Below are 19667 nucleotides of genomic sequence, written 5' to 3'. Positions count from 1 at the left end.
ATTACTCCTCCCGTAGGCTATCGACAGGATTTGCTATCGCAGCTTTGATGGCTTGCGAACTCACGGTCAGCAGTGCGATCAGTACCGCAAGTAGCCCCGCAAGGGCAAACATCCACCATTGTATCTCAACGCGGTAAGCAAAATTTTCAAGCCATTTGTGCATCGCCCACCAGGCTATGGGTGAAGAAATCACGATAGCGATCAGGACAAGTTTGATAAATTCTGTCGAAAGCATCCCTGTAATACCCGGAACAGAAGCGCCGATGACCTTACGTATACCGATTTCTTTCCGGCGCTGGTTTGCTGTAAAAATAGCTAATCCAAATAAACCCAGACAAGCGACGAAAATTGTCAGTCCGGCGAATATGCTCAACAATTTTCCTGTTTTGACTTCGGCCTGATAGGTTTGGGCATAGCGCTCATCGAGGAAAGAATAGTTGAATGGAATATCGGAAGGGAAGGCGTCGTATTCCGCTTTCAACTTTTGAATCAGCGCTTCGGTATCTTTTGTCTCTGTTTTGATAATCAGGCTCCCAGCTTGATCGCCCAATACCATGACTAAGGGTGAGATGGGTTCGTGTAGCGATTTAAAATGGAAATCTTTGACAACACCCACGACACGATAGGTTTTATTATCCTTATTGGTCAATGTACGGCCAAGACTTTTTCCTTTCCAGCCCAGATCTTTTGCTGCGGTTTCATTCACGATAATGGATAAGGTATCGTTACCAAAAGCTTTCGAAAAATTTCGTCCCTCATGAAGCTGTATGCCCATTGCAGGAATATATTCCTCGTCTACATCATAACGCAGTGTTTTGACCCATTTCTCGGTATTGCCGTCCGGATAGACAAAGAAGTTATTGTTGTTGGTTTCTCCAGCGGGTAGGTAAGATGAACGGGAGATATGCTTGATACGGCTGTCTTCGGATAATAGCTTGACGTAAGTTTTTTCGTTTTCGCCCAAGGGCCAACTCTGGATCACAATGACATTCTCTTTTTCATAACCTAATTTGATGTTCCGCATATAATCGAGCTGCCGGATGACAACTACGGTACAGAAAATGAGGCCTACGGAAATAATAAACTGAAAGACGACAAGGCTGCTCCGGAGGTTGAACCGTTTTGTAGACCGCAACAAACGTCCTTTTAATACAACCAAAGGGTTGAATGCAGCTAGATATAATGCAGAATAAGTACTCGAAAATAGACCTACCAATAAGCCGAATGCGAGCAGGAGGGGAATGATTTTGGCAAAATCGAGCTGATGGATTGCAATGGATTTACCCGATAATTGATTAAATAGAGGAAGAGCAAGTAAAACAATTCCGACTGCCAGAAACAAGGCCAAATAGGTCAGCAAAATGCCTTCAGATAGGAACTGACGAATCAGGCTTTGCTTGTCCGCGCCGAGTACTTTCCGTACACCTACTTCCCGACTTCTCCGGAAACCGCTGGCTGTAGACAAATTCATAAAATTGATCGTCGCGATCAATAGCATAAACAGCGCTATAGCACTAAAAATATAAATATATCGGATATCACCGGATGGACTGAGGTCGTAGCCAAAATTGGAATGCAGATGGATATCGGTCAGGGGCTGTAAATAGAGACCTATTGTATTGCCTGATTTTTTGTAATCCTCATAACTCATCCCGAATCCGGCCATAAACTGAGCCCCAACATGTTTGTCAAATAAGGTCGTTAAGTTTTTTTCTAGATTCTCTAAGGCGGTATTTTCCTTGAGGAGTGCGTAGGTATAGTACTCGGATGTCATCCAGGAATTTGAACGGGAGTCTTCCAGTGCCGCCATTGAGGTGAAGATATCAAAATGGAAGTGCGAGTTTTTAGGGATATCCTTCATTACTCCGGTAATTTTTAGCATATTTTGGTCACCTTTTATGGCGAGATCCCGACCTACGACGTCTGTTGTTCCAAAATATTTGCGTGCCATGGATTCAGATATTACCGCCGTATAAGGCATCTTCACGGCAGTATTCGCATCACCTTTGATAAGAGGCAAGGTGAAAATCTTAAAGAAGGAGGCATCCACATAGGCCATCTGTTCATCACGAAAAACCTTATCACCAACCGTAAATAAGGGGGCTCCACCTTGTCTCAAACGTGCTGTTTCCTGTACTTCGGCTAATTCAGCTTTCATTGTGGCTGCCACAGGGGGCATAACATGCGCCTCATTCATCGTTCCCCCTTTTACCGTACCGCGAAAGACCACACGTACAATTCGATCCGCATTTGTATTGAACCGGTCAAAACTGAACTCATCAGCCACATATAGGCTTATCAGTAAGCAGATCGCAATACCCAAGGCTAACCCAGTGATATTAATGATCGAGGTGGAAGAATTTCTTCTTAGATTCCGCCACGCTATTTTTAGATTATTCTTTATCATAATGGGATTGTATTCGCTGTTCATATTTCTACTATTCATCCCGTAAACTATCGACAGGGTTGACTAACGCTGCCCGGATTGTTTGAATATTTACAGTAATCATACTGACAAATAAAAGTGAGAGTCCGGCGGTAATAAAGAACCACCATTGCACTTCTATTTTATAGGCATAATCTTCGAGCCATTTGTGGGAAAAATACCAGGCTATTGGGCTAGCAACTAAAACGGAAAGGATAATCAAGATCAAATAGTCTTTTGAAAAAAGATGTGAAATATCCGTAACAGAAGCCCCCAAAACTTTGCGGATACCTATTTCTTTCGTGCATTGTTCAAGGCTTTGCATAATTAATCCAGTGATACCAAGTGCGGAAATCAATAAGGTCAATACGCTGAATAGGACAAATAACTGTACCTGCTTGTTTTCCTTTTCATACTGCTGTGCTATTAAATCGTCGACCCAGTTAAATGAGATTAGTTTATCTGGATAAGTTTTTTGAAGAATTTTTAAGACCGATTGAACAGTTTGCTGTTCCTGTCCTTCCTTAACTTTCATCAGGATGTTGCCGCGGTCAAATTCTTTGGCCAAGATGATTGTTGGTACCTTTTTTTTATGAAAGGACTCGCTGTGGAAGTCTTTTACAATGCCCACAGGAATAATTTGTAGATCTTTATACAATACATTGAGTTTGTCTATCCCGAGCTGCTCTGCTGTGCTTTCCGTAATAAGGGCATTGTTGATATTGTCTTCATCGTTGGATTTGTCGGTTTCGACATCGGCGTAGTCTTCAGGAATCAGTAATCTTCCCTTTGTCAATTGCATTCCCAATGTCTTTGGCAAATTTGAATCCCCACCAATAAAGCTCACCTGGATGTTTTTTTCTGGGTTATTTTTGTCGGCAATCGTTTTTGCCATATAACCAGACCCCTGACTTGGAATCCACGCTGCAATGCTGACAGCTTCTATTCCTGAAAGTCGACTGATTTCCTCTCGTACAGCGGTACTATGTGTTTCCATATTAAAATAATCCGCATTGAGGATGTTTTTTACTTGTATTCCCAAGGGCGACGACTGAATATAGGTTAGCTGTGATTTAATGGTAATCAGTCCGATGAGGACAACAATGGAAATGCTAAATTGAATTGAAATGAGCACCTTTTTGATCAATATTTCTCCTTTAGGAACCTTTGAGAGTTTGTTTTTGAGCGCATCCGAACTTTTAATCCGAGAGATTAGCCATGCGGGATAGAACCCAACTAAAAGTCCCAACAGGACAGCTAAAAGCAAAAAGGATGGAAGTAACATTGATTGGATGGATCTCACATAAGCGAGATCGTATCCTAGAAAATTCTCAAGTTGCGGTAGACAAACTTTAAAGAGTAATACGCTAATTACAGCTGAGGTAAAAAAGATCAATACCGTCTCCAATAACAAGCGCCAGATTATTTGGTTCCTGCTGGCCCCAAGTACTTTATGTATATTCAGGTTTTTTAATTTCTTAATTGTCCTTACGGCATAAATATTTATGAAATTGATACAGGAGATAATCAATACCAAAATAGTAGCACCGACAAATATTTTAGTTGTTTTTGAGTTGCCACTGATTTTGTTCTCTCTCAACGGTTCCATGTAGATGTCGTGAATAGGCTGTAGACGAAAAGATGTCATGTTTTTGCCCCCTGGGTTGAGAAAACCTTTATACCAACTGTTTATTTTTTTCTCGAAGTCTGGTATTGATGTTCCGGATTTCAACCGCAAAAACTGTTGCCTGTAATAACCTGAACCATCCCTTTGAAGTTCCATTGCCAGTTTAGGTAATAGTACAATGGCGGATGTCCTTAGGGTGGAATTGTAGGGGAGTTTTTCCATGACTCCTGTGATTACATAATCGTATGCTTTATTGGAATATGGGTCGGCACTTTGGATCACTTTTCCAATCACATTTTCACCTTTAAAGTATTTCTCTTTGAATTCACTGTCAACGAGCAGGTTTGTTTTTCCTTGAATGAGCTGACTAGGGCTTCCTTCGAGGATTTTGATGTCAAGTAGGCTCAGAATGTTTGTTTCCGCTTCCAACGCGGGTATCGCACCGGATTGTGTTGCCTCTTTAGCCGTTTTTAGATAGATATTTGTTGATTCTATATAGGTTTCATTTTGAACCTCCGAAAATAGTCGCTTTAGCTCAGAACTTAGATTCACAAAAGTCTCAGACATCTGGTGCTCTAGTCCTGCAGTTGAATCAAGGGTCACGATCCGAAAGAGATTATCCGCATTTTTCCAACTTTTGTCGTATGAATTTTCTTCAACAACGAGTGCAAACACAAGAAGACAAAGTGTTAAGCCCATGCTCAAACCGAAAACATTTATCCAGGCATACTGCTTATCAATGCTTCGTAACGTAAGCTTAAATGTATTCATTGTTGCTTTATTGATTTAAAATTTGATAACTATTTACTAAAGTGGACAACTTACTCATCCCGCAAACTATCGACAGGATTACTTAAAGCAGCTTTAATTGCCTGATAACTTATGGTAGCCATACTGATTAATATTGCCACCAGTCCGGCAAAAACAAAATAGTGCCATTGGATCTGGATGCGGTAACTATAATCCTGCAACCATTTGTCCATGGCCCACCAGGCGATCGGTGAAGCGATCAGGATTGCAACAATTACCAATTTAATAAAGTCCACGGACAGCAATGAAGTTACTTGTGTAACACTTGCGCCGAGCACTTTGCGCACGGCAATTTCTTTCATACGCGTCTCAGCCATATAGGCTATCAAAGCGAGCAGACCAAGACAGGAAATAAAGATGGTCAAACCTGCGAATACCATAGAAAGCGTGCCTATGGCTTTTGTTTCTTTGAATTTTTCTTCGTAAGTCTTATCAATAAATTGGTACTCAAAGGGATAATCCGGATTGAATTTTTTAAAGATTGATTCAATTGTTTTGAGGTTGTCCGCTATATTACGATTGGTATTTAAACGATAATGAATTGTTGTAAACCAAGCTCTTGGCCCAAAAATAATCATTGGTACATTGTTACCAAATGGCGAGCCCATTATAAAATCTTTTACGACTCCGACAACAGTCCATTTTGTTCCATCTCCATCGACGATGCTGTTTATTGGATTTTTGAGATGAAGACTCTTAACCGCAGATTCATTTAGAACTAAGGAATTGCTATCCGTCTTAAATTTATAGATGTCTATATCCCGGCCCTGTACGAGTTTCAGCCCAAGGTTTTTTACGGCATCGGCATCTGTACTGAAACGATTGTATGAAATACGTTTGTCCTCCTCTGTAGGAGTGCCTGAAGTATATCCCCAGCCGTTGCTGTAAAAATCTGTTACCGGCGACATGTTCTTTGATACAGAAATGACGGCATTACTGGCTAAAAGTTCGTCTCGGATCAGTTTATAGTTTTTTTCCATATCTCCTTTGAGGCTGGTATATAATAAGCCATTTTCATTATAACCGCGTTCACGTTGTTTGGTATATTGAATTTGTTTAGTTACCACAACCGTGGAGATAATCAACACGATGGCCAAGCTGAATTGAATAACTACCAAGACAGAACGAACATTAAGCCCTTTGGTCTTAGAAATAAATTTGCCTTTTAATGTCTTGATAGGCTGAAATGAGGAAAGGAAAAAAGCGGGATAAATGCCTGCAAATATTCCTGTCAGCAATGCGAATCCAATTAAAAATAGCCAGGTGCCAAAGTTCAATAAGGATAAGTTGAGTTGTTTTCCGACAAGTTCGTTGAAAAAAGGGAGGGCAATAAAAACGAGAATTATAGCTACGAGCATACCAATCACACTAATCAGTATGCTTTCGGTTAAGAATTGAGCCATTAACCCTAATTTATTGGCACCAATGACCTTCCGGACACCCACCTCTTTGGCCCTTCGTTCTGAACGGGCGGTACTTAGATTCATAAAATTAATGCTCGCCACCAATAATATAAAAATACCGATCCAAACAAAGAGCTTGACGATATCAATACGCCCGGATGTATAATTACCACCTTTACCATTGTTGTAGAGGAAACTGTCTTGAAACGGAAATGCGAAGATTTCTCCAGTATATTTTGCACTTTTATTCCCTTCAGCTTTATTTGCCGCATTAATATGATCTCGTGAATAAGTTCTGATCTTGGTATTGAAGTCTGAAAGCGAAATTCCTTTTTTTAATAAAATATAGGTCCTTAACGAATTATTGCCCCAATTTTCATCTACATAGCCGATTGTTTTTGCATATGCAAAGGGGAGTAATATGTCAAATTTGAAGCTTGAATTGCTAGGTAGATCTTTGAGTATCGCTTGTACAGTGACTTGGTTGACCGAGTCGATCTTCACTGATTTCCCGATAGGGTCCTCATTTCCAAATAAAGCTTTGGCATAACTTTCTGTGAGAACGAGACCTTTGGGATTGTCAAAACGAATGTTATTGGATCCCTGCAAGAGGGGGAGTGAAAACATGTTGAAAAATCCAGGATCGACAAAGACGGTATTGGCAATTAGTTTTTTATCCTGAAATGTTGTTAAGAATTGATTGCCTTCATCATATCTTGTGAACGCCTCAATATCGGGGAAATCAGTTGCCATCGATAGTCCTAATATCTTTGGGGTGAAGGTCCATGCGGATTTTTCGCCTTGATATTCATCCCGGTTGCTCATGATATAAAGCCGGTCACCTTTCTCATGAAAGCGATCCATTCCTAACATATTTTGCAACCACAATGCAATAAGTAAGGCGCCTGCCATACCAATGGCCAAACCAAGGATATTAATTGCAGAAAAAGCCTTGTTCTTTAGTAGATTCCGCCAGGCGATTTTAATATATGTGTTTATCATTGTTATTACGTTAAGTTGTATCGTCTTAATCTATTCGTCCCGTAAGGTTTTTACCGGATTACTACTAGCAGCTTTTATGGCTTGAGTACTTACGGTAAAGAAAGCTACAAAAAGAGCAGAAAGTCCAGCCAAAGCAAAAATCCACCATTGTATTTCGATCCGGTAGGAGAAGTCCTGTAACCATTTGTTCATTGCCCACCAAGCAATGGGGGAGGCCAAAATGATAGAAATAATCACCAGTTTAATAAAGTCTTTGGAAAGCATGGCTGTAATGCCACCAACAGAAGCACCGAGTACCTTGCGTATCCCAATTTCTTTGGTTCTGAGTTCAGCAATATAGGAGGCTAATCCCAACAAGCCAAGACAGGATATAAAAATCGCCAGCCCCGAAAAGATGAATGCCAGTTGAGCTGTTTGTTGTTGCGCTCTAAATTTACTTGCAAATTTTTGGTCAACAAATTGATATTCGAATGGATACGCTGGATTGAATTTCTTTAGAATCTGTTCGATCTGCTTGAGTTGATCTTGCACAGGGGAGGTCGGATTAGTTCGGATAATTAAATTGTATAGGGATTCTTTCGTAGCATATATAAGTAAAGGTGTCACGGGACTATAGGGAGATCCGCTGATATAATCGTTAATTACTCCTACGATTGTAAACGTATTGCTTCCCCATTTGAAGTAAGTTCCTATTGGGTTCTTTAGGTTCATTTCCTTGATAGCAGCTTCGTTTAGGAGGATTGCTGTGCTGTCCGCTGGCAATCTGGCGTAGTCGATATCCCGCCCGGCAACGAGTTTTAAGCCAAGTGTTTTGACAAGATCACTTTCGGTTCTCCCTACATCAAAGCCTATTTTTTTTTCCTGCTCAGGCGTAGATCCTTGCCAGGAAATGCCGCCCCAAGTACTACCCGCATTGCCGGTCACTGATGAGCCGGAACGCGTGACAGCGGTAGCTATACCCTTATTGATAAGTTCTGATTTAATCGCTTCATAGTTTTTCCCAATATCACCTTCCATAAAAATTTCTATCAATTGAGAGCTGTTATACCCAATTTCACGTTGTCCTGCATGGTCAATTTGTTTCCTGACGACGATAGTGGCAATAATTAGAATGATCGCAATACCGAATTGAAAGATGACCAGTAGTTCACGAAAATTCAAAGGGATCTTTTTGGATTGTCCGAATATCTTTAGCGATTTTATAGGTTTGAAAGCCGATAATATAAATGCAGGATACAAGCCAGCCAACAAACCTGTCAGAAAAATAAATCCGGCCAACGCAAGCCAAATTGACGGTTCTGATGATGGAAATACCAAAGGTTTGTCAAAAATCTTGTCGAATAGCGGAAGCGTGATGATTGTTAGGAGAATGGCAAGTGCACCCGAAATCATGGCTACCAATATGGATTCTGAAAGAAATTGGATGATTAAATTGGTGCGATGTGCTCCTACAACTTTTCGTATGGCAACCTCTTTTGCCCTTTTTTGGCTGCGTGCTGTACTGAGGTTGATAAAATTGATACAAGCAATCAACAAAATTAATAAACCAATCCCTGCGACTAGTTTAACCTGATCGATTTTGCCACCAACCGGAATACCTTGTTCAAATTTTGAATACAGGTGCGTTTTGGATATTGGATATAGAAATAGCGATCCTTCTAGCTCGTTGTTAGTCTTTTTCTTGATAATATCAGTGAGCTTATTGTTAAAAGCGGTAATATCTGTTCCTTTTTTTAGCTGAATATAAGTTTGGAATGCAATCGTATTCCAGTTTGGAGAATATTCCTCGGCTTTGACGAGGGGAATTAAATAACTGAAATTGAAATTTGTATTGGCTGGAAGATCTTGCATTATTGCTGAAACTTTATAGAGTTCCTTATTGTCCAGTCTAATTGTTTTATCGAGAGGGTCCTTATCCCCAAAGATGTTCTTTGCAAGGCTTTCAGTCAGGATGATGTTTCTTGTTTCTTTTAATGCACTGTTGCGGTTGCCTTTTACAATTTTAAAATCAAATATGTCGATAAATGCAGGATCCACTTCGTTCCCGTTGGATTTGATCTTCTTGTCATCAAAAGAGAGCAGCCTGTTCGTGCTCCAGCCGACACGGGCAGCGCGTTTCACTTCTGGGTAGTCTGTCGTTAAAGCCGGAGATGCATGCCCCGATGTATATCCTTGTAGATTAATCTTTCCTTCAGCGCTGCGGTTTTTATTAAAAACCTTATAGATGTTCTCATGGTCACTATAAAAATTATCAAACTTGAGCTGGTTTTGTACCCAGATCCCGATAATCAACACTGCAGTCATGCCAATGGAAAGTCCAAGGATATTAATAATGGAATAACTCTTATTTTTTTGAAGATTCCGCCAAGCGATTTTGATGTGGTTCTTAATCATCGTATTGAGTTTTTTACTTTTTCATAATCTACTGTTAGGCCAAGCAATCTATCCTAGCTGATAGCGCTATGCTGATCATGTATACTATAAATCGTTAATTCAATTCGTTTGCCATAAGTGTAATTTGTTGATTGTTAGTTGTTATTGTGCTTTTTGTGTACTTACTGTATGTTCGGAAACGGACAGTCTGCTGTCCGTCGCCGAACAGGTAGATCTACTCGTTCCGTAATGTGATCACGGGGTTAGTCAATGCTGCTTTAATGGCTTGATAACTAACTGTTAGGAGGGTGATGACCAGTGCAGTTAATCCTGTAAAAGCAAATACGGTCCAGCTAATTGAAATGCGATAAACGTAATTGTCGAGCCATGTTTCCATTAATAGATAGGCTAGAGGAGCGGCAACAAGAAAACCGATCAATGTCAACCAGACATACTCTGTGCATAATAATTTCCATAAGCCAACTTCTGATGCCCCAAGGACTTTGCGGATACCAATTTCTTTTTCGCGTTGTTCAGTTAGGAATGCGACCAAAGCATATAGCCCAAGAGAGGAAATCAGTATGGCAAGCCCTGTAAAAATACTGGTCAGGCTTTTGATCATTTCCATTTGTTCAAATTGCTTCGCATATTCTTTATCTGTGAATGTGTAATCGAAGATGAGATCCGGATCAAAACGATTGAACTGTTGGGCGATTGCTTTCATGGTTTGGCTAATATCTTGCTGTTCATTCAGTCGAAGTGTTATTTTATTTTTGGGTAGAAAATCAAGAAAATAAGCAGTAGGTGTAATCGACTTAAACGGTGATTCGGATAAAGTGTTCTGTATAATACCTATAATCGTATAGCTGATTCCTCTTTTAGATAATTGTTTGCTCGTCAAATCTGTAACTCCCATAAATTTGGCGGCTGCTTCATTGATAATTACGGCAGTGGAATCAGTCTTGAAATCTTTGGAGAAATTCCTTCCTTTCAAAAAATTCCATTGTACTGTTTTAGCAAAGTTTTCGTCGATGGTGAAAATTCCCATAATAGCCCCTTCTTTTGTTTCATTCCCCTGCCAATTGAAACCACCGCCCGTCAAAGAGAGGCGATTAATCGAACTCGAAGAAAGGGAGGCATCCTGCACCAAACGCTGATTGATGAGTTCTTTTCTCAGGATATCAAAGTTTTTGACAATTAACTCGCTCCGACTGTTGATGTTGACCAGGTTTGAACTTTTGTAACCAATCGGACGATCCTTTGTATAGTGCAGTTGTTTGATGACCAAATAGGTTGCAATCATCAGAAAGATGGAAATGGCAAATTGTACGATCACCATTCCTTTTCTGGCCTTGAATCCTCTTTTGCCGATGTTCATCTTTCCTTTGAGTGCAAGGATCGGGTTGAAAGAGGATAAGAATAACGCAGGATATAGTCCGGTGAGAACGCCAATAGTGAGAACCCCCAAAAAGGAATATAAGTAGAATTGAATATGCGTAAAAGGAACTTGCAATATGGTATCGGCGATGGTGTTTATCCAAGGGAGGAGCAAGGTCGCTAATATGATCGCCATCAGAAAAGCACAGGATACAGACAGGATGGATTCCACTAAAAATCCGGCAATCAATTGCCTACGATTTACACCAACAGATTTTAGGATACCAATTTCTTTTCCTCTTTTTAAGCTTCGGGCTGTACTGAGATTGATAAAATTTATACTGGCCAACAAGAGAATAAATATACTGATCCAGGCAAACATCCACACATATTGAATCTGCCCACCTGCATTTTTACCATTTTTGAATGAATCATAAAGATTCCATTTGGACATGGGGTGCAACAGAATCTCAGGGTTGATGTCTGTAAGATTTGTTCTAAAGATGTTGGTTAGTTTTTGTTCGAGTCCTGGGATCATTTGAGGGGTCTCAATCTTACCATAGGTGCTAAAAAAGCAGTTTGACCACTTTTCTTCGATACCCTCATTTTTATGGAGATAATCAGCAAAAGGTAGGATATACTCCAGTTTGTGAAATGTATTGTTTTCAGGAATGTCTTTAAAAACACCCTGTATCGTATATTGTTCGTTTCCGTTGAGTTGAATAGTCTTCCCGATAAGATCAGTAGTCCCCAATAACCTGTTGGCCAATGATTCAGAAATAATTATGGTGGATGCTGCAGTTGGGGTAGCGATATTTCCCTGTACAGCTTCGAATGAAAATAGTTCTGAAAACTTTCCCATGGCGTAAAATCCTGTCGCATTCAATTTTTTTTCACCTATTTTAATGGCAGAGCTTTCAGCATCTGTAATCAATGTGACATCTTGGATTTCATCCTTAAAATCAGATTCCATCAACTTTGCTAACGGGATGGGGGTGGAAGTTCCATCCGTGGATTTTTCATTGTTGAAAGTGCCGGTCATCATCAGCTGATGGATCGTATCATAATTTTTGTAATGCTGGTTGAAGGAAAACTGTTTCAAGATCCACAGGGTGCTCACCAAAGCAACCGTAAATCCCAAGGACAATCCGAGAATATTGATTGCAGTATTTAAGGGGTTGCGTTTAAGATTGCGTAAAGCGGTTTTCAAAAATAATTTAATCATGGTGCTGCTTGATGGTTATGTTTGTTATTTGGTGTGCTGATTAATTTTTCAATATATTTTGGGTCGATTTTTTATGAATAAAAGCTATTCGTCTTTTAGACTCTTGACCGGATTAGCGATAGCTGCTTTGATTGATTGAAAACTAACGGTAAACAGGGCAATGATAATCGCTAGTAAGCCCGCACCTAAAAATATCGTTATCGGCACTGTTGTTCTAAAGGCAAATCCGTCCAGCCAGTTCGAAGTGAAATATAACGCGAGAGGAATTGCGATAATATTAGCAATAATGATCAAAAGCAAAAATTCTTTATTCAGCATTTGGATAATATTGAAGACCGTCGCACCGAGGACTTTTCTGATGCCAATTTCCTTGGTTTTCAGTTGTGCGGTATACGTACATAGTCCAAGAAGTCCAAGGCAAGAAATCATGATCGCTATGATGGCAAAGAAATTAAATAATGTTCCTTGTTTTTGCTCGCTCATATACTGCTGTTGGTAGCTTTCGTCTAAGAAGCTATAACTGATCGGCATATCGTCATAGTAACTTTTCCAGATCTGCTGCAGTGCGAGCAATGCCGATTTGGTTCCGGCAGGGTTTGTTTTTATATAAAGCTGCTGACAATCTTTTGGGCTAAATTGAAAGACCATGGGTTCGATTTTTTGGCGTACACTCGCGTAATTAAAATCTTTGACCACACCGATAATGGTTCCCGGAACAGTTCGGATCCGTAAACGGGTACCAAGGGGATTCTTTAATCCCATCTCGCGGACAGCGGTTTCGTTGATAAGAAAATGCGTAGAATCTGCAATCGAGCCGGTGAAGTTTTTTCCCTGAGCCAGTTTTATCTTGAAAAAATCAAGCGCAAATTGATCCGAATAAGTAATGCTGAACCAAAGATTCGAATTGCTGGGTTTTCCATCCCAATCGTTATCACCCGTAGATCCTCCACCATATACCATATCCCTCCCAAGCCGAATGACATCACTTACGCCTTTATTTTTTAGGAGATCACTTTTAACGGCCTCAAAATGTTGTGCCATTTTCGGTGCCATGGAGACAGCTATGATATTGCTTTTTTCATAACCAAGGTTCTTGTTGCGTATATAATCCAATTGTCTACCGATGACGACCGTCATGGTGATGAGAACGATAGATACCGTAAATTGTAATACCACTAATATCTTTCTAAAATTTGATTTCTTCATTCCGAATCTGCCCTTTAGTACTTTGATCGGATCAAAGTTTGAAAGTAACAATGCCGGATAAATGCTGGTCAACAGTAATGTACCTATTAACATGATTAAAATATAGCTCCATAGATCAATACTATATAACTGCAATGAGATATGTTTGCCAGAGAAATTGTTAAAAAAGGGAAGAAAGATAAAAACGATGCTGATGGCCAGAATGGCGGCGATCGTGAAGTACAGTGTCGTCTCCAGAATAAATTGGAAAAATAACTCTTTTCTTCCGGCCCCGATAATTTTACGGATACCAACCTCTTTGGATCTGGACAAGGACCGTGCGGTAGAGAGATTGATGTAATTGATACTGGCAATAATAAGAATCATCAAAGCGACTCCAATAAAGATTCGAACAGTGCCTATCCCACCATCACTACCATCCATCTGATACAGATGTACCTTTGATAGCTGTTGGGTAACATATGGAACAGGGGTATCTTCCGGTTTATTGCGTTCGTGTATCTTTTGTAATTTCTGGGCTACTGCTATGGGGCTGGCATCAGGTCTCAGCTGGAGGTAGGTCTCAAAAGAAAAGTTGGACCAATCGGTATCCATTGATGACAGATAAGTTTTATTGTCATAGGTGGTTTTGTTTTTGACGTAGGCATATTCGTTAAAGCGTGATAAGGGAAGCAGTACCTGAAATTGAAAGGAAGAATTTTCGGGATAGTCAGCGATAACTCCGCTGACTACACATAGATCTTCTATTCCCAGTATGACAGCTCTACCGATTGGATTTTCATTGCCAAAATATCGACGGGCGGTAGTCTCAGTAAGAACAACGGAATTGTTGTCGGAAAAAGGTTGTTTCTGGTTACCCTGAATGAGCGGAAAATCAAAAACACTAAAATAACTTGGATCTACAAAAGCGAAATTCTTTTCTCTAAATCGTTTGTCTTTATACTTGATGGCGGCGTCACCGATCCGAAAGATACGTACAGCGTCCTTAACCTCAGGAATTTCTCTCTTGGCAAAACTCCCAACTGGGGCAATGATAGATCCAAATATTCGTTTTGAGATCCCGGTTCCGCCCTCGATTCCGATTTTGTAGATTGAGCCTTGGTTCTTGTGAAAACGGTCAAAGGATAATTCATCCTTTATCCATAGTAGTAGGAAGATTCCCACAACTAATCCTGCAGTCAACCCGAGGATATTGATAGCGCTGTAGAATTTGTTGGAAAAAATATTGCGCCATGCGGTTTTTATAAAGTTCTTTATCATTGTTGTGAGATTTAAATCTTTAATTCATGTTATAAATGAAAGTTCAACTTGATCTATTCGTCTCTCAAACTATTTACCGGATTAGCTTTTGCTGCCATAATACTTTTGGTTGATAGCACGAAACTGGCGAATGCTATCAGGCTGAGGGCAGACAACCCAAAAATCCATGGTTCCATAGTGGTGCGATAGGCGAAATCATTTAGCCAATGTGACATGAAGTAATAAGCAATCGGGAATGCAATCAAACAGGCTATGGCCACCAGAGAAAGTAAATTCTTGAGCAATAAAAAGGTAATCTGCACTATTGAAGCTCCTAAAACTTTACGTATACCAATTTCTTTTGTTCTTTGATTGGCGGTAAATATGGTCAGCCCAAATAAGCCTAATCCGGCTATAAATACGGACAGCCCGACGGCCCAGGACAGCAATTTGGAAAGGCGTTTTTCTTGGTTATAGAATTTTTGGACAATCTCATCTACAAAACGAAGGTCGATCTCATCGTCAGGAAAAGTAGATTTGTAGGTGGCCGTGATCTTGTCGATTGCCTTTTTCCAGTTTTCCGGATGTTTTTGATCCAAAGCAATATGAAGCACATAACCTGTCTTACTTCCGATGTACAATACAGGCTTGACAGCTTGGCGCGCCGAAGCAATGTCAAAATTTTCCATAACACCGACAATCGTAGATGCTCCATTTTCGAAAGTTTTGCCAATTGCATCCTGCGGTTTTTGGATACCTAATAATTCTAAACCTTTTCTATTGATTAGTATTTCTCTTGTAGAGTCCAGTAAACGAATATTTCTTCCGGCCAAAAGTGGAATATTATAAACATCCAAATAGTTTTCATCGCCTGAGCGGTTATCAAAAGTTAAGGATTTTTTGTCCGAAGACTGATCGTAAACTATTGAAGTTGTCATATAACCATTCATTGCCGGGGCAATATTTCCAAAGCTAATTTTTTTTACTTCGGGAAGTTTTAATAGCTCATTTTTGAGGAGTAGTCCTTTGTCCGAGTTCTGAAAGGCACCAGGGATATCGATATTGATGATGGCATCACGTTGAAATCCCATGTCCTTGTGGGATAGGTGATTAATTTGCCGAATCACAATTAATACACAGATTAAAAAAGCCTGGGCCATCACAAATTGGAAAATGGTCAGTGCTTTACGTATCCATGCACTTCTGGAAAGATTGGTGTTTTTCCCCAGCTGATTTTTGAGGGCCAATACCGGTGCATATCCCGTCAATACCCAAGCAGGATAAAAACCTGCCAGTAGTGTGACCAAAAGAAGCTGCACCAATAGGAACATTATAATCAATTTTTTATCCAATAAATCCAGGTTTAAGTTATTAGGAATAAATCCTTCGAAGACTTGTAGAAAAAGAGGTAACAGTAGAACAGCCAGTACAGTGGCTGCAAGCGTGATCAGAAAAGTTTCCAACAGAAATTGTTTAATTAAAGTCGATTTTGAACTTCCCAGTGTCTTGCGGATGCCCACTTCTTTTGCCCGTTCGATGGATTGCGCGGTAGATAAATTGATAAAGTTAACCGCGCCTAAGGCCAAAAGGAAAAATGCCAGCAGGATCAGGTTTCGTAGTGTTTCAGGCTTAGTAGCTTCATAATTGAAAGTCGTATTAAAATGGACATCCGATAGCGGTTGTAATAACAGGTGATCAGTAATTTTCTCGCCATTTTTAAATTTATACTTTTTTAATAGGTTTGCAATATTACTTTCTACCACGTTTGGTCGGGTACCGGGTTTGGTTTTGATCAAAACCTGATGGGAGTCAGAGATGCTGTTCCAGGCTTCCCAATTAAACATCTCCTTTAAACTATTGTTCTGGGGAATTGTTTTTTCGGAGATAAAACTGTCAAAATTGAAGTCAGAGTTCTGTTTTGCATTTTCGACCACGCCGACAACCTGGAGCGGAATACTGTCTGCATAAACGATGGTTTTGCCAATGACATTGGCTGGAGACTCATTTCCATAAAATTTTTCCAGTGTTTTTTCTGTCAGCACGATATAGCCTGCTGTATTAAGGCTAAATGGATTTCCGGATAGCCATTTGCGTGGTAAAATATTGAAATATTGGCTATTGGTCAGTACAATGCGTTGCTCTTTTGGAAAAACTTGAGCTGTGTTGCTAGGAGTCGTGATTTTCAGTTTTTGAACATGACTTCGATAAACGGGAGCTATGGCGTCGATGTTTGGTAGCTCTTCTTCCATAGTTCGTACTAATGGCATGTATACCCCCGCGTTTTTAATTTCACCGTCACTAACAATACGGTAAACCTGTTCCCTGTTTGGAACATGTTTATCGAAACTATAGTCGTATTGAATCATCAAAAAGATGACTAATGTCGCTGTGATGCCAATGGCTAAGCTCATGACATTGATACATGTAATCAACTTGTGCTTTTTCAAAAAACGATAAGCTGTTTTTAGTGAGTTTCCAATCATTGTCGTTTAGTTTTAATTGATTCAACCAGATGAAGATCTATTCGTCCCTTAGACTATTTACCGGATTCAATAGCGCGGCTTTAAATGTCTGAAATCCTATAGTGATAAATGCGACCAGTGTTACTATTAATATCGCAATCAGGTATGCCCACCAAGGCATCTGAATATGATATACAAAATCATTTAACCAATTATTAAAGAGATAATAAGCGATTGGTCCAGCAATAAGAAAAGCAAGCAAAATCAGTTTGATATAATTTGATGACAGTAGATGAATAATACCCGGAACACTGGCTCCCAGAACTTTGCGGATACCGATTTCTTTGCTTCGGGCTTCTGTGGTATAGGCTGCTAATCCCAACAGACCGAGACAGGCTATAAAAAGTGTAAGAAATGAAAACATGCTCATGATATTGGATGAGCGGATTTCATTTTCATATTGGCGTTGGACATGTTGATCTAAAAACGAAAAATCAAAAGCAGCTTCGGGAGCGACAGTCGTATATATCTTCTTTATTTGGTCGATATATCCTTGAACATCTGTGGTTTTATAACGGATCAACAAGTTGCGTGGTGATTCTGAGGGATCATTCATGGTGTAGTAGCTGTAACCTCCGATTTCGGATTTAAGGTTTGTATAATTAAAATCCTGAACGACACCGGTGATGATTGAGTTGGTTGGACTCATCTCAGTGATAATATGCTTTCCAATGGCTTCTTGCGGTGATTTATAGCCTAAATATTTCAGTACTTTCTCGTTGATCAGTACATAACAGGTGGAGTCAGGACGTCCCCATATGTCAGGTAAATCTGTTCCGGCAAGTAGTTTTAATCCAAGTGTATTTACTGTATTTCCATAAGTAACACAGCTCAGGGTCGGTAAACCCTGTTTATCCGTGACGAGCTTATAAGTTGTTTTTCCGCTTTCGTTACTTCCGGGTACGGACTGTGCGAATGTGGTGGACAGCGTATTTGATAAGCTTTGGACCTGTTGATTGAGCGTGTTGAGCTTTTCCAGACTCCGGAAAGAACGGATGGGGACCGAGACCACATGTTCAGGTTGATAGCCCAGGTCTTTATTTCGAATAAAATTCATCTGGGTGAGCATCACGGAGATGCCGATGATCAATATAATCGAAATGGTAAATTGGCATACCACCAATATTTGTCTGATCAGGACTGTTTTCCCTTGTTTGTTGTAGCCTTTATTCATTAATGCGATCGATTTTATTTTCGATAAGAATAAGGCTGGATAGCTGCCTGCGGCAAACGTAATCATAAACCAGGATAAGGCCAATATCCCGAGCATATCCCAGTTCAGGAGTTGTTGAATAGTAATGTTTGTATTGCCGATTGAATTAAATAGCGGGATCAAAAGAATGGCCAGGACCACGCCTAATGTCATTGCAAATAGACTAATCGTTGCGGTCTCCACAAAAAAACGGACAATCAGTTGGCTTCTAGTAGCTCCAAGTACCTTGTTTACACCCACTTCTTTGGCATTTTTCTGTGATTTTGCGGTCGCTAGATTCATGTAATTGATACAGGCAATGGCGATGACAAGAAAAGCAAGGACGTATAGTGTTCGAATGGTGTCAATGTTTCCTATACGTTTGGTGACGCCCTCTCCGAGATTCGATGAGTAGAGATGCACCTTTAACAGGGGTTGCAGGAAAAACTGGGTGTAATACCGGTGGTCTTTTTCAACATACTTGTCAATCAGCTTTGTCGCTTGTTGAGCGACCATAGCCGGATCGCTTCCTTTTTTTAATAATATATACGTTTCATAACTGGCATTACTCCAATAGACATTTTGCCCCATCCAGGAATCCATAATATTCATGACCATATTACAGTCCAGGGTGCTATTGGCGGGAAGATCTTTGAATACGCCGGTTACCTGTACGGTATCTCTTTGGTTGATGGAGATAAGTTTCCCTAATGCTCCGTTGCTTCCAAACATTTTTTCCTTTGTTGATTGGGAGAGGACAATACTTTTCTTGTTTGAAAACGCAGTATGAACATTCCCTTCTATAAATTGGAAATCAAAGATGGAGAACAATGTTGAATCGGCTAGATACAATTGCTTCTCACTAAAATTATCCATTCCGGCACGGATAGAAGCCGTAGCTCCAAAGCCATCTTTTACAAGTCGTACCATATTATCAACTTGCGCAATATCAGATTTGAGGGCGGGCCCAACCGCATTGGGCAGGTTAATCATTTTCTCCCGATTGTATTCTGCCGACAGCTGCATGTGCAGACGATAGATATTATCAGCTTTTGAATACATGGTATCAAAACTCAGTTCCTGACGGATAAAAGCAAATAGCAGAAGAGATACACAGATGCCAATCGCCAATCCGCTAATATTAAGGATGCTGAAAAATCGGTTGGCCCGAATACTTCGCCAAGCTGTTTTTGTGTAGTTCTTGATCATGATCGTATCTATTTGTTTCGTGCTGATATATTAAGTTTATTCTTGATTGTATACTAT

8 protein-coding genes are annotated in these 19667 nt (G+C 40.1%); all 8 read right to left on the bottom strand.

What is annotated here, in order from left to right:
- Window position 1 precedes the first annotated feature (1 nt).
- On the bottom strand, window positions 2-2407 hold the full coding sequence (locus BWD42_RS17900; protein ID WP_077438032.1) for an ABC transporter permease: 2406 nt from the start codon (window positions 2405-2407) through the stop codon (window positions 2-4).
- Between the two features lie 31 nt (window positions 2408-2438).
- Entirely contained in the window at window positions 2439-4823 is a 2385-nt protein-coding gene (locus tag BWD42_RS17895; RefSeq protein WP_077437790.1) for an ABC transporter permease, read from the bottom strand.
- Window positions 4824-4873: 50 nt separating this feature from the next.
- Window positions 4874-7267 (bottom strand): ABC transporter permease, encoded by a 2394-nt coding sequence (locus tag BWD42_RS17890; protein WP_077437789.1) that lies wholly within the window; start codon window positions 7265-7267, stop codon window positions 4874-4876.
- Between the two features lie 30 nt (window positions 7268-7297).
- Complete coding sequence (locus BWD42_RS17885) at window positions 7298-9661, bottom strand: ABC transporter permease (RefSeq protein ID WP_077437788.1); 2364 nt, start codon at window positions 9659-9661, stop codon at window positions 7298-7300.
- A gap of 214 nt (window positions 9662-9875) precedes the next feature.
- A complete protein-coding gene (locus BWD42_RS17880; RefSeq protein ID WP_077437787.1) occupies window positions 9876-12242 on the bottom strand; it encodes an ABC transporter permease in 2367 nt (788 codons plus the stop codon).
- An 84-nt stretch (window positions 12243-12326) separates the two neighbouring features.
- Window positions 12327-14708: an ABC transporter permease gene (locus tag BWD42_RS17875; protein WP_077437786.1), complete on the bottom strand. Its 2382-nt coding sequence runs from the start codon at window positions 14706-14708 to the stop codon at window positions 12327-12329.
- 53 nt (window positions 14709-14761) lie between these two features.
- Window positions 14762-17170, bottom strand: coding sequence for an ABC transporter permease (locus tag BWD42_RS17870; protein ID WP_077437785.1), 2409 nt, complete (start codon window positions 17168-17170; stop codon window positions 14762-14764).
- 37 nt (window positions 17171-17207) lie between these two features.
- Window positions 17208-19610 (bottom strand): ABC transporter permease, encoded by a 2403-nt coding sequence (locus BWD42_RS17865; RefSeq protein WP_077437784.1) that lies wholly within the window; start codon window positions 19608-19610, stop codon window positions 17208-17210.
- Between the last annotated feature and the right edge of the window lie 57 nt (window positions 19611-19667).

The organism is Sphingobacterium sp. CZ-UAM (assembly GCF_002000245.1).
Classification (GTDB): domain Bacteria; phylum Bacteroidota; class Bacteroidia; order Sphingobacteriales; family Sphingobacteriaceae; genus Sphingobacterium.
The sequence above is the reverse complement of the archived record's forward strand: the minus strand, read 5'-3'. Positions and strand labels throughout refer to the sequence as shown.